The organism is Paraburkholderia hiiakae, assembly GCF_904848665.1.
Classification (GTDB): domain Bacteria; phylum Pseudomonadota; class Gammaproteobacteria; order Burkholderiales; family Burkholderiaceae; genus Paraburkholderia; species Paraburkholderia hiiakae.
The window spans coordinates 40,649-53,373 of sequence record NZ_CAJHCQ010000002.1 but is presented as its reverse complement, the minus strand read 5'-3'; the positions used below and the strand labels follow the sequence as shown (position 1 = coordinate 53,373).

At 61.5% G+C, this 12,725-nt stretch carries 9 protein-coding genes and 1 pseudogene; 5 read left to right on the top strand and 5 right to left on the bottom strand.

The window, feature by feature from the left end:
- Window positions 1–3 precede the first annotated feature (3 nt).
- Window positions 4–3,054 (bottom strand): ATP-binding protein, encoded by a 3,051-nt coding sequence (locus tag JMY28_RS04155; RefSeq protein ID WP_201694646.1) that lies wholly within the window; start codon window positions 3,052–3,054, stop codon window positions 4–6.
- A gap of 9 nt (window positions 3,055–3,063) precedes the next feature.
- Window positions 3,064–3,330, bottom strand: coding sequence for a DUF4242 domain-containing protein (locus JMY28_RS04150; protein WP_201694645.1), 267 nt, complete (start codon window positions 3,328–3,330; stop codon window positions 3,064–3,066).
- A gap of 209 nt (window positions 3,331–3,539) precedes the next feature.
- Here JMY28_RS04150 and JMY28_RS04145 point away from each other — a divergent pair, with 209 nt between their 5' ends.
- On the top strand, window positions 3,540–4,913 hold the full coding sequence (locus JMY28_RS04145; RefSeq protein ID WP_201695168.1) for an FAD-binding oxidoreductase: 1,374 nt from the start codon (window positions 3,540–3,542) through the stop codon (window positions 4,911–4,913).
- 104 nt (window positions 4,914–5,017) lie between these two features.
- On the opposite strand, the gene alaE is transcribed toward JMY28_RS04145, so the two are convergent.
- Window positions 5,018–5,299, bottom strand: a complete 282-nt coding sequence (alaE, locus tag JMY28_RS04140; protein WP_201694644.1) for an L-alanine exporter AlaE — start codon at window positions 5,297–5,299, stop codon at window positions 5,018–5,020.
- Between the two features lie 28 nt (window positions 5,300–5,327).
- Window positions 5,328–5,477: pseudogene (locus JMY28_RS39495) on the bottom strand (hypothetical protein); the annotation flags it as partial.
- Here JMY28_RS39495 and JMY28_RS04130 point away from each other — a divergent pair.
- Window positions 5,408–5,647 (top strand): dodecin family protein, encoded by a 240-nt coding sequence (locus tag JMY28_RS04130; RefSeq protein WP_236596684.1) that lies wholly within the window; start codon window positions 5,408–5,410, stop codon window positions 5,645–5,647. The pseudogene JMY28_RS39495 and the gene JMY28_RS04130 sit on opposite strands and share 70 nt — an antisense overlap.
- A 25-nt stretch (window positions 5,648–5,672) precedes the next feature.
- On the opposite strand, the gene JMY28_RS04125 is transcribed toward JMY28_RS04130, so the two are convergent.
- Window positions 5,673–5,900 carry a hypothetical protein gene (locus tag JMY28_RS04125; protein WP_201694643.1) on the bottom strand — a complete coding sequence of 76 codons (228 nt, stop codon included), beginning with the start codon at window positions 5,898–5,900 and terminating at the stop codon, window positions 5,673–5,675.
- 884 nt (window positions 5,901–6,784) lie between these two features.
- On the opposite strand from JMY28_RS04125, the gene JMY28_RS04120 reads away from it, so the two are divergent.
- The 3 genes from JMY28_RS04120 (at window position 6,785) to pflB (ending at window position 12,717) form a co-directional block, all read left to right on the top strand.
- The gene (locus JMY28_RS04120; protein WP_236596683.1) at window positions 6,785–7,294 is read left to right on the top strand and encodes a transporter suffix domain-containing protein; all 510 of its coding nucleotides are present in this window, start codon (window positions 6,785–6,787) and stop codon (window positions 7,292–7,294) included.
- Window positions 7,295–7,662: 368 nt separating this feature from the next.
- Window positions 7,663–9,552: a sensor domain-containing diguanylate cyclase gene (locus JMY28_RS04115; protein ID WP_201694642.1), complete on the top strand. Its 1,890-nt coding sequence runs from the start codon at window positions 7,663–7,665 to the stop codon at window positions 9,550–9,552.
- 903 nt (window positions 9,553–10,455) lie between these two features.
- A complete protein-coding gene (pflB, locus tag JMY28_RS04110; protein WP_328809368.1) occupies window positions 10,456–12,717 on the top strand; it encodes a formate C-acetyltransferase in 2,262 nt (753 codons plus the stop codon).
- The last annotated feature ends 8 nt before the right edge of the window (window positions 12,718–12,725 follow it).

Here is a 12,725-nt window from a genome sequence, read left to right as displayed (position 1 = left end):
TCCTCACCTTCCTGTCAGGCCGTTGCGGATTGCGAATGCTGCGGCCTCAGTACGATTGGCGGAATGGGTCTTCGCCAGAATGGCCCGAATGTGGTTGGCAACCGTGTTAGGACTCAGGAAGAGCCGCTCCGCGATTTCACGATTTCCGAGCCCGCTCGAGACCAATCGCAGCACCTCGGCTTCCCGTGGGCTCAACCCGGCCGGCCAGGGCGGACATGAGGTGTGCGCGGCCGAGCGCAGGACGTCGTCGATCTGCTCGACGAGCGCACGCATATCCATGCGCGCCGCCGCCGCCCGTGCATCCTCGAGCAGCACGCGCGCCGCATCGACGTCGCCTTCGGCGTTGCGGGCAAGCCTCATCGATGCGTAGCGTACGCGCGTGCGCGCGAGGGCGGGCTCCGCTCCCTGCCGGAGGTTCATCGCCAGCGCGCATTCGAAGTGATGCTGGGCGTCGCGCCATTCGCGCCGTGTCGTCGCGAGCAAGCCAAGCAGCGACGACGCCGCCCCCAGGCATCCGACCGTCGTCCCGATCAGCAGATTTCGACCGTCGTACGGGAGCAGCATCGCGTAGAGGGCATCCGCGCGATCCTTGTCGTCGAGTCGCGCGCAAACCTGGGCCAGATACGCCAGACTCGCCGCTCGCAAGGCGTCGTGGCGGACGACCGCGAAATTGTCTCCAGCGAGTTCCTCGAACTCGCCGCGCGCCTCGTCGAGCAGACCGATCTCCGAGTAGAGCAGCGCGAGGCCGGGTCGCCATGTGCCCGCCCTGGGCATCGCGTTCACGAAGGCTCGCACAAGCGGCGCCAACTCGCGCAGACGTCCCTGTTCGAAGCGCAACGTGAACATCTGCATGCCGTAGACGCCGGGCGCGTCCAGACCGGGCATGCGGCGGCCAATCTGCAGGGCCTGCTCGATGAGGCGCGCGGCGGCGTCGAACCGGCCCTCCATCAGCGCGAAGGTGGCGCGGGACGTGGCAGCCACGTAGCTTTCGAACGGCTGCCGCAACTCTGCCGCGCGGCGCTCGCATTGCTCGAGCCGCACGCGCCACGTTGAAAGATCGCCGAGTTCCATCAGTTCGAACATTTGCCAGGCTTGTGCATCGAGTGCGCGCAGGACGTCGTTCGACTTTTCGGCCAAACTGAGCGCCTCCTCGATATCCCGCAGCCGCTGCGCACTGCGCTCCGGTTGCCAGCGTGCGGAGAGCGTCGAGACCAGCGTCGAGACCAGCGTGCCCGTGTCGCCGCTGCGCCGGGCCATCGCCACCGCCTGTTCGTGCACGATCTCGGCCTGGGCTTCTTCGCCGCTGAAGATCAACGCCCGCGCAAGCGAGCTGAGCAACTGGGCCTTCGTGGTACTGTCGCCGCTGTCCTGGGCGGCGAGCGCTTCACGCAGCAGCCGCGCCGCCGTCTGCCCGGGAAGCCCTGGCGCCCAGGTGGCCCGTTCGAAACCGAGCGCGGCGCTCGTCATCTCGTCGGTCGCTTTCGCCTCGCGCGCAAGCGACATCGCCTGTTCGAACGCTTCGCGCGCTTGCAGATACTCGCCCGCCAACGTAAGCGATTTACCGAGCGCATTGAGCAGGCAACATTTCAAGGCCGGATCGCAGGCGCTCGTCATGCCCGCGGCCTGCAGCGCGAGGCGGTAGTAGCGCGCCGCTTCCTCGTGCGCAAGCAGCCCGGTTGCGCGTTCGGCGGCGCGGCGCGCGATATCGGCCGCGCGCACGGCGTCTGCGCCGGGCAGGGCATGTGTGTAATGGTGCGCGAGCGCCGGCAGGTGCTGGTCCGCATCATTGGCATACAGGCCTTCTATGGCCTGCGCTACCCGCAAATGGAGACCGCTGCGGGCAGGTATCGCGATTTCGTCATATAAGGTCTCGCGGATCACTGCGTGTGAGAACTGGAACCATCCCGGCCGCTCCTCCGGTTCGACGATGCGGGACCGCAGGGCTTCCTCCATCGTGTCCTGGATACGGTTCGTGAGCGGCTCGTCCAGTACGCGTCGCAGCAACTGGAGATCGAACGTCCTGCCGATCAGTGCGGCGCGTGCGAGCACGAGATTCGTCGACGGTGACAGCCGGTTCAGCCGCCGCCCGATGACTTCCTTCACGCCTTCGGGAATGCGAATCCCCGGCGGCGCGCAAGGTTCGGCGCGCCCTGCACGCGTGCCATGCCCGAGCACGCCTTCCTGAACCAGCAGACGTGTCGTCTCGACGACGAACAACGGGTTTCCTTCGGTCTGCTCATAGATCGCGTCGAGGAGCGCTGGCGTGAACGCCTTCCCGCCCGACTGGGCGATCAGCGCCTCAGTTTCGCGACGGGTGAGTCCGGCAAGACGCAGCCGGTGGAAATGACCGTACCGGGCAAGGTCGCCGAGGGTGACCGATAGCGGATGCTGGCGGTTCAACTCGATGTCGCGATAGGTGGCGAGCAGCAGGATGCGGCTATCCTCGATCTCCGCTGCGAGAAACTCGAGCAACCGCAGCGACGACGCATCGGCCCAATGGAGATTGTCGATGATCAGCAAGAGCGGCTCGCTTGCCGCTGCGAGCCTCCAGAAGCTGGCAATTGCCTCGAATAGCCGAAAGCGGTGCTGCAGCGGATCGGTCGTCGGCAGCAACGGTGCCTGATCGCCGAGCCGCCGGCTGATCTCGGGGAGAACCTCCGCGATGGGCGCGGCCGCGGAGAGCATGCTGCGCAACGCCTCCTCGTCATGACTTTCGATCCAGACCCGCATGATCTGCAGCCAGGGCCAGTACGGCGGCGCGCCCGGCTCCTCATTGCAACGCCCCCATAGCACCCGCACGCCGGCGGCGCGGCGGGCCAGCGTCTGCGCAGTATGCGACTTGCCGATGCCAGGCTCGCCAGCCAGCACGGCGATCGCGCCATGGCCGCTCGTCATCTTTCCGAGCAAATCGGCGAGCCTGGCGAGTTCGCTTTCACGGCTGACGATCGACGTTTCGGACTGCTCACCCCCAGCATGCGCCGCAAGACGAGTGCCGCAGGCGTCGCAAAAGCGGGCGTCCTCGCGATTGTCGCGGCGACAGAATGGGCACTGCATCGGATGGGCCTACGATGCCTGGCTGTACGCCTCGGGCCGCAATTCGCTCACTTCCACCACCACGTCGGCCGGCAGGCCGGCGAGCCTGGCCGCTTCGCGAATCGCCTCGGCGCTCGGGGCCTCATACAGGCAGTAGGTCTTGCGCCTGTCTGCAGACAGGAATGAAAACAGCCAGTTGACGCCGCTCGCGTCGTTGATTTCCTTCAGCGCCACGGCACCCGCGGCGTCCAGCTTCAATTCTTCGGCGAACTGGCGTTCGATGAGAAATAGTGACATCGCCTCCTCCCGCACTGAACGCTTCAGACAAGCCGCATTTCCGTTGTAGTGACGCCCCGTACACCTGTCAAGCGCGGGCCTGTGCCGCGGTAGTCAGAATCGACTACCGGGCAGGGCAACGTCGCGCTGCAATTTGATCAATCCTGTGGATGGCCGGCCGTTGGCCAGCGGCCTACAGTCAACGTCAGAAACGCATCGAGGAGATCGAAATGTTCAGCGACAACGACTTGACGGCCTGGCGCGCGTGCCTTCGGGGAACCGTCATCCAGCCGGCCGACGCCGCCTATGACGATGCCTGCAAGGTCTACAACGCGATGATTTCGAAACATCCGGCACTGATCGCGCGATGTGCGGACGTAGCGGACGTGATCGCATCCGTGAACTTCGCGCGCGAGCATCGGCTGCTGCTGGCCGTGCGAGGCGGCGGACACAACGGCGGCGGCCTCGGTATCTGCGATGACGGTCTCGTGATCGATCTTTCGCGGATGCGCGGCATCCGCGTCGACCTGAGCGCGCGCACCGTCCGTGTGGAGGGCGGCTGCCAGTGGGGCGACGTCGATCATGCGACGCACGCGTTCGGGCTCGCCACGCCGAGCGGAGTGATCAGCACGACGGGGGTCGGTGGCTTGACGCTCGGGGGCGGCATCGGCCACTTGACGCGCCGCTATGGACTCTCGATCGACAATCTGCTTTCCGCCGACGTGGTGCTGGCAGACGGACGCCTCGTCACCGCGAGCGAGCACAGCAACGGCGATCTCTTCTGGGCGCTGCGCGGCGGCGGCGGCAATTTCGGCGTGGTCACTTCATTCGAATTCCGCTTGCATCCGGTGTCGGACGTTATCGCCGGTCCGACGCTATGGCCGCTCGAGCGCGCGACGGAAATCATGCAGTGGTACCGCACGTTCATTACCGATGCCCCGGACGAACTCAACGGCTTTTTCGCGTTCATGACCGTGCCGCCGGTGGCACCGTTCCCTGAAGCGCTGCACTTGCAGAAGATGTGTGCGGTGGTCTGGTGCTGGACCGGCGATCCCATGAAAGCCGATGCAGCTTTCGCCCCGGTGCTGGCGACCGGGCCTGCGCTGCACGGGGTTCAGACGCTGCCGTTCCCGATGCTGCAAAGCGCGTTCGACGGCCTCTATCCACCCGGACTGCAGTGGTATTGGCGCGCCGATTTTTTCAACGATTTGTCCGACGAAGCGATCGCGCTGCACGCGGATTACGCCGAACGGCTGCCGACGATGCATTCGACCATGCATCTCTATCCAATAGACGGAGCCGCGCACCGGGTGGGACGCAACGAGACCGCCTTCAGTTATCGCGATGCCCGCTGGGCGGCGGTATTTGCCGGCGTCGATCCCGATGCGGCAAATGCGGATCGAATCAGTGCGTGGGCGCGCGATTATCAGACCGCATTGCATCCCTACTCGGCCGGAGGGGCGTATGTGAACTTTATGATGGATGAGGGCGAGGAGCGGGTGAGGGCCAGCTTCCGGGACAACTACTCGCGTCTGTCCGCAGTCAAGCGCGAGTTCGATCCTGACAACCTCTTCCGCGTGAACCAAAACATCCGGCCGGCATAGCGTGCAGGCAGTGAAAGTTTGCGGGCGGTTGGCCGATTCAGGCCGCCCGCCAGAGTTTGGCGGTGCGTCACGATTAAGCCGTTGGTCCTGCTTATCGAGCGCCTTCAAGATTCAGCATTTCCCTGAAGCGTGTTAGGTACCCTAAACAGCCGCCGACATCCGCTTAAAAAAATACCGTATCGGCGGCCGCAAAGGCTAACGATGACAAGAATAGAACTCACTGCGGTAAGGATCTGCAAAAACGTAGCGCCATTCAATGCCAGTATCAGCGCATAGAGAGGCATCTGGAACGTCAAATTGATGAATGTATCCAGCAGGATTTTTTTGCGGTAGCGTCTTTTCTGCGCTGCCTGGCCGCCTGAACACCCAATCCCTGCGAAGTCCATACGGCCTGCCAATCAACAATGAGACCGGTATGGCAGCGGCGCGTGTTTTGATGGTTTGTTCTATCGTGAGTCCTGTGATGACAAGCTCAACGAAAGCACCAATGACAATTGCGCAAATGTTGCAGAGCGACGCGCGCTGGCATTGACGGTCGCGCGCGTTCAGGCACCAGCCTGACATCGTGGGAGGAGGCAGCAAGGAATGCTGTCGAAACCGCTGGCAGTTCGCTGCGTGATTTGCGAGTGGCCGAAATCTCCAGACTCGATATGCGGGTTGATGGCGGCAAGGTCGTCGAATTTCGGGCGCGTGTCTCTTTGTCGTTCAAAAATGAAGTGTCAGGCATGCACTGAGGACGCTCCGGCATACTCGCCGCGACTACATTGCGCTTGCGCAATGCTCTTCAACCCAGCCCATTGCACGCTCGCGAGCAAAAGTCAGAGCCTCGTTCTCGTCGATGAAATTCTCATCCAGACATAAATCGTAGACATCGTCTTCGAATGCACCATCCGAAGCTGGAAAGAAGATTCTCGCGTTCGCGACAATTCTCCCGTCATCGATACTTGCACTCGTGCTGATCAGGCATGACTGAAAAGTGAATTGCATGATTGGCTCCCGTAGCCGTCGCTAGAAGGCGAAAGGCGGTGCGCAAAAGCCGTGCCGCGAAGCTGGAATCCAATAGTCGTCAAGCCTGTACCTTTGACGCACAGCTCTCCGGCTGCGGGCTTTATGGGCCAGAGTGCGTCGGATATTCTCTGTCGATTCAGATCCGGCTGACTACACTTGTACCGGTGTTATCGCGTGCCTGCCTGACCTGAGCCAGATGCCCGGGCGACGAATCGTAAGGGCAACTTTGTTTGCAACAGATGAGGTTTCGGTTGCCGATTACCACGCCTGGTGGCTTGCAAACGAAAACGGTTCTGACCATGCAATTGACTCTGTACTGGAGGTTAAGCTGTTCGAGTTCGCACGGCGTTGCCCGTTGTGCGGAGCCATGCACGTCGCGTTCGCGTTATCCATCCTTGGGGACGATCGTGTCCCATTAAACGGCAATCGCACTATTGAAACAAGTTTCGCCGCCTCAGGGCACTGCACGACTTTGCACGCAGGCGGTGTTCATCGCGTGCGTACTCAGTTGTCGTGCCCGCTCCGTCCGAACTGTTCGGACCATTCACCGTCGACGAAGATAGCCTTGCACTTCATTCCCGTTCAGCCAATCCTCTTGCGTTACAAAGCACAGAACAAATCCCTTGCCACCGGCCGTCGCTTTTCAGAATATCGAACGTCTTGGCAAGCAGTGCCGCATCGATACCATTAGCCCTTGCAACATCGGTCCACGACTTTCCCGTTCCAGGTTTCTCGACAATGCAGTCGACATTCAGGCGAGCGCGTAACCGGTAGTCGTCGCGTTTGCATGCGATCGGTTGGACGACCTCGGGAAAAACTTCCCGCTTGTCTGAGACCGGACTCATTACCCAAGGATGGCAAGCATGACGACTCCAGACACCCAGGCCAAAGCCTTACCGTCAGGCACGTGGCGCTTTCGCGCCGGAATCGGTGTCTTCCTGCTGGCGTACGCGGCGTGGGGGCTTGTTCCCCTCGCAGCCCTGGCGGGCGCCCCCGCCACTGTCATCGCGACGTTGACGGGCGGCATTGTGGTCGCCAACAAGCTTATGCTGCTGGCCTGTGTCGCGGTGATGGGCAAACCGGGATTCGAGCGGCTAAAGGCCCTCCTGTTGCGCCACCTTAAGCGGTTTTCCCCGGCCGACACGGTTGGACCTGCACGGCACGCCATCGGGCTCGTGATGTTCTGCCTGCCCTTGGGCTCGGCCATGCTGGAGCCCTACATCGATGCGATATGGCCCGGGCTGCGGCCAAAGATGTGGGAAGCACAACTGCTCGGCGACCTGATGTTCGTCGCAAGCTTCTTCGTGCTCGGCGGCGATTTCTGGAACAAGTTTCGGGCGCTGTTCATCCGTACTGCGCGCGTGGCTGGATGATGACGCGCCCGGGTCCTGCAGCCAGCGGCCCTGAAGCGCACCGCGTCATATCCGGCTGAGTTCCCCTTGAGTTCAGGCAACGGCAGAAACCCGAATGGCAAACGACTTGGCACTCTCCTCGGGATGGTTTCCCGACCGTATTGTCGGCGTGAATTAAGCAGGCACTGGCGACACACCGACGCATACAAATACCTTACATCGTGGCATATAGTTGACTTATCAACCTGATGCCCGGATAAAGCTTTCAGTTGATCGGATGAATTCCGGTCTTCGCGTTGCGATATCCAGCGTTGTTACCTACCCGTCGACGCCAGTGCACCTCTCGATGCCTTTTGTCCCGGCACGGCCGTGCTAGTGAGTGACCTGCCATGAAGTCCCCCGCCACCGCCGCCACGCTCCGTGCGTCCATATCATCCACCGGGGTCCGCCGGACCTCCTGGCTCAAACTGGCGCTTCCGGTGATGGTACTTCTCGTGTTGCTGAACATGGCCGCACATATCGCGCAGGCGGTGGGGGATTTCGGCAACCTCAACGAGCGGACGGCCCGTCGCCTGGACACATTGGCCACTACCATTGCGCTGCGCATCCAGGATCGCGTCAGGGTGGTTGACCATACATTCCTGATGGTGGACGAAGCCTTCGCAAACGGGACGCCCGACGACGGGACGCTCGCCCGGTTGGCGGCGCTAGACGGTGGCACGCTCGGCAACGTGTCGATTGCTGTATTTGACTCCGCAGGCCATGTGCTCGCGAGTTCGATCCCGCCGGGGGATCGCGACGAGGCATGGTTCAAGGCCCTGCACGGCTTGACTACCAGCTCGCCCACGATCGCTCAGCTCATTCACCGCAGCTCTGGCTGGGGCCTGCTCTTCATTAGAGAGCATCCCGGTGTAGGCGGCATTGCCGATGTGCGCATAGCGATGGTTGTTCCCGTCGACCAGGCGCTGATGAAGGGAATGGCGCTTCCGCCAGGCAGCGCGTCAATATTGGTCGATCATGACGATCAGGTGATCGCGCGCTACCCGTTGAGTCCGGCTATCGAAACCGGATCGGTGAGTCACGTCGCGGGTTTGAAACGAGAAGGTCCCACGCCCTCAACGTACTATGCAATCTCGGACGAGGACGGACGCGAACGGCTCGAGACGCTCCGTAGCATTCCGGTTGGCGAATCGGGGGACAACTGGACACTCAAGCTTGGCTATGCCGTCGACGAATATCGGCTCCCCTGGCTGCACAGCCTTCTTCTCAACCTGCTGGGCATTGTCATTGAGGTCGCACTGCTGATCGCAGGCATTGTGATGCTCCGCCGTGAAAATCGGCTGCACGAGGAAATAGGGACCTGGTCGGGCTTCGTGTCGAACGTTGTCAGGGACATCCCGACGCCGATCGCGCTGGTGGACGTCGGTACGGAAAAGATCGCACTGACAAACGAGGCATTCAGGCGCTTGTTTGGTGCCAAGGGCGACGTCGGGGAATGCTTGTCGATGCTGTTTGCCGAGCCGGCGAACTGGACCGGAATGTACGTGCGGGACAACAGCGAGCCCGTTTCGATGCTGACCTGCGCCGGGGCTGTCCAGATGATCGTGCGGTGCACGCGCCTTCTGGACCACATTGACACACCAGAAGACAAGGGACTTGTGCTCGTCACGCTCCTCGATGTCAGCAGGCAATGCGCGCAGATTAGCCAGCTGCGCACGGAAGCCGATTTTGACGCACTGACCAAACTTCCCAACCGACGCAGTTTCGCCCGCGCCAGCGACCGCGCAGTGGCTCACGCACGAGAACACGGGAGTCCGCTCGCGGTCCTCGCATTGGACCTTGACCACTTCAAGCGTGTCAACGACACGTGGGGACATGCCGCGGGCGACTGCGTCCTGGAAGCTATCGCGGGCCGGATCAACGCAGCATTGCGCGATCAGGATATGCCCGCTCGAGTAGGCGGTGAGGAGTTCGCGGTAATCCTGCAGGGCGCAACGCCTCAACAGGCCTGTGGCATAGCCGAGCGCATTCGGCTCTCGGTGGCGAACGCCCCGATCGTTCTAGACGATGGGCAGGCCGTAAGCATAACCGTGAGCATTGGTATCGCCTTATATCAACATGGCGAACCGGATCTGGCGGCGGCGCAGGCGCGCGCTGACGCCGCACTGTATTGCGTGAAGCGCTCAGGTCGCAATCGGATCCAGCTGAAGACTGAGGGAGATGCGCAGGAGCCCGATTGCGTGGCCAACGCAGCAGCAACCGATACAGGGGCGTCGTGAAGCCTGCGGCGTTGACGATCCTTTTCGACGGTGTAAAGAAACGTCCGCGGTGTTGTTCTGTACCGGATATGTTTGAAGCAACGTCGCCGTTATTCGCCGGTTGCCTATGAAGAACGCGGGTTGTTTGACGAAGCAACCCTGACACATCCGCTGCGCAATCGCGGACGTCGTCAACTGGCCCATCCTGTGCGGCCGGCACGCGGCACGCAATATCGTGACGTTTGCGCGACAAACGCGTCTCACCGCTCTATTCGTCAGCCGCAGTTGGACCAAAGTCCTATTCCGAATCCGGGGCCCTATGTATATGCTGTTTTTCGACCCCTCTCGCGACGCGCGGCCATCGATTGGAAGCCCAATCTGTCGCATGTGCTTCATTTCCACCGGGAGAGTCGCGTTCTGCGTAATGCCGCGGCGTCTGGTGCCTGCATGGCAGTCGGCGTGCCGGGGCGCGGCAGCGCCAGCCAGGCAATCCTGGCGAGATCCGAACAGCACAAGGGCGGCCCAACGGAGCGCCGCCTTCAGGAAAGCAGTAGTCAAAAGAGGCGCGGCGCCGCCAGGCGCCTCGTCACGCACGAACCGGAAGGTGCTGTTGCGTGCAACCCGGGCACGCGAGTAGTCAAGGGACCAATAACTAGTTTGCTATCGAGCTTCCACGGGTCCATCACCGTATCGATGTGCCGTACCGGTGTGCTTATCAACAATGTCGCGTGCTGCCACTGCAATCGTGCTGCGCTTTGTCGGCACGCTGCAGGGTAACCTCGACCCGGGCGAGAAACATCTGGCCCGGGCTTTGACAAACAGGTGCCGGCCGTACCCGACCTGCGTTGGGGACGGCCGGAGCTTCGCATATCGCCTCGCGCCACTGCACTCGTGTCCGCTGGGCACCACGGCTGGGAGCGGCACATGGATACCACGTTCGGCTTCGATTTAGCGCAAATGCACACGGAGGGCGCGTGGCGCGGCTTCACACCGGGCGCCTGGCAAACCCGCGTCAATGTGCGCGAATTCATCCAGCGCAACTACACGCCTTTCGAGGGGGACGCCACTTTCCTGCAGGGCCCGACCGAACGCACAAAGGGCATGTGGGAGAAGCTTGTGCCGATGCTTGCACAGGAGCGAGAAAAAGGGATTCTCGACGTGTCCCAGGAGCCGTCCGGCATTCTCGCGCACGGCCCGGGTTATATCGACAAGGAAAACGAACTAATCGTCGGCCTGCAGACGGACGCACCGCTCAAGCGCGCGATCATGCCGTTCGGTGGATGGCGGGTCGTCGAGGCAAGCCTCAAGTCGTACGGTTACGAGCCCGATCCGAAGCTGGTGGACATCTTCACAAAGTATCGCAAGACGCATAACGACGGTGTGTTCGATGCCTATACCCCCGAGATCCGTCGAGCCCGCGCGTCGCATGTCGTCACCGGATTGCCTGACGCATACGGTAGAGGGCGGATCGTGGGCGATTACCGTCGCGTTGCGCTCTATGGTGTCGATTTCCTGATCGCGGACAAGCAGCGGGAACGGCAGGAACTCGACGAACGCCATTCGAGCGAAGACGTCATTCGCCTGCGCGAGGAGCTGGCTGAACAAATCCGGTCGCTCAATGAGCTGAAGGAGATGGCGAAGAACTATGGATATGACATTACCGGCCCCGCGACCAATGCTCGCGAGGCGGTGCAGTGGACCTATTTCGCCTACCTCGCCGCGGTCAAGCAGCAAAACGGCGCCGCCATGTCGGCGGGTCGTCTCTCTACGTTTTGGGATATCTACTTCGAACGCGATATGCGTGAGGGTACGCTCGACGAATCGCAGGCACAGGAGATCATCGACGATCTCGTGATCAAATGGCGCATCGTGCGCTTTCTGCGCGCGCCGGAGTACAACCAGCTCTTCTCTGGCGACCCTGTGTGGGTCACGGAAGTCGAGGGGGGAATGGGGGAGGATGGCCGCACGCTCGTGACGAAGACCGCCTTCCGCGTCCTGAATACGCTGTACAACCTGGGACCCGCGCCCGAACCGAATATCACTGTGTTCTGGTCGCCACGGCTGCCGGACGGGTTCAAGCGTTTCGCGGTGAAAACATCGATCGATACGAGTTCGATCCAGTACGAGTCCGACGATCTGATGCGCCCGAAATGGGGAGACGACTGCGCGATTGCATGTTGCGTGTCGGCAATGCGGATCGGCAAGCAGATGCAGTTCTTCGGTGCGCGGGTGAATCTTCCCAAGACGCTGCTCTATGCATTGAACGGAGGCCGTGACGAGCTCAGTGGCGAGCAGGTCGGGCCCCAACTCGCACCGGTTACGGCCGATGTGCTCGAATTCGACGACGTGATGAGCCGCCTCGATCCCATGATGGATTGGCTCGCCAAGGTGTATGTGAATGCGCTCAACGTCATTCATTACATGCACGACAAGTACTGCTACGAGTCGATCGAAATGGCGCTCCACGACCGGGATATCCTGCGCACACTGGCATGCGGAATCGCCGGGCTGTCACATGCAGCCGACAGTCTTTCCGCAATCAAGTACGCAAAGGTGAAACCCGTGAGGGATGAGCGCGGAATCATCGTCGATTTCAATGTTGAAGGTGAATTCCCGTGCTTCGGCAATAACGATGACCGCGTCGACGATATCGCGAAGATGCTGGTCTCGAAGATGATGAGCAAGATCCGCCTGTATCCAAGTTACCGTAACTCGGTGCATACACAATCTGTTCTTACCATCACGTCGAATGTGGTGTATGGAAAAGGCACCGGAACCACACCGGATGGCCGCAAGAAAGGACAGCCGTTTGCCCCAGGTGCGAACCCGTCGAATGGCCGTGACACGCACGGCGCGCTCGCCGCCCTGATGTCCGTGGCCAAGATTCCCTACGACGACGCGGAGGACGGCATCTCGCTGACGCTTTCTGTCGTTCCGTCGGCGCTGGGCACGGAGGACGAACGCCTCACACGCGGCGTTGGCGCGCTGGACGCCTATTTTTCAAGCGGTGGCTTCCACGTCAACATTAACGTTCTTAACCGTGAGACGCTGCAGGATGCGATGGAACATCCTGAGAAGTATCCACAACTGACGATTCGCGTTTCCGGCTACGCCGTGAACTTCATCAAGCTCACCAAGGAACAGCAACTCGACGTCATTAACCGGACATTCCACGGTGCACTCTGAGGGACGTC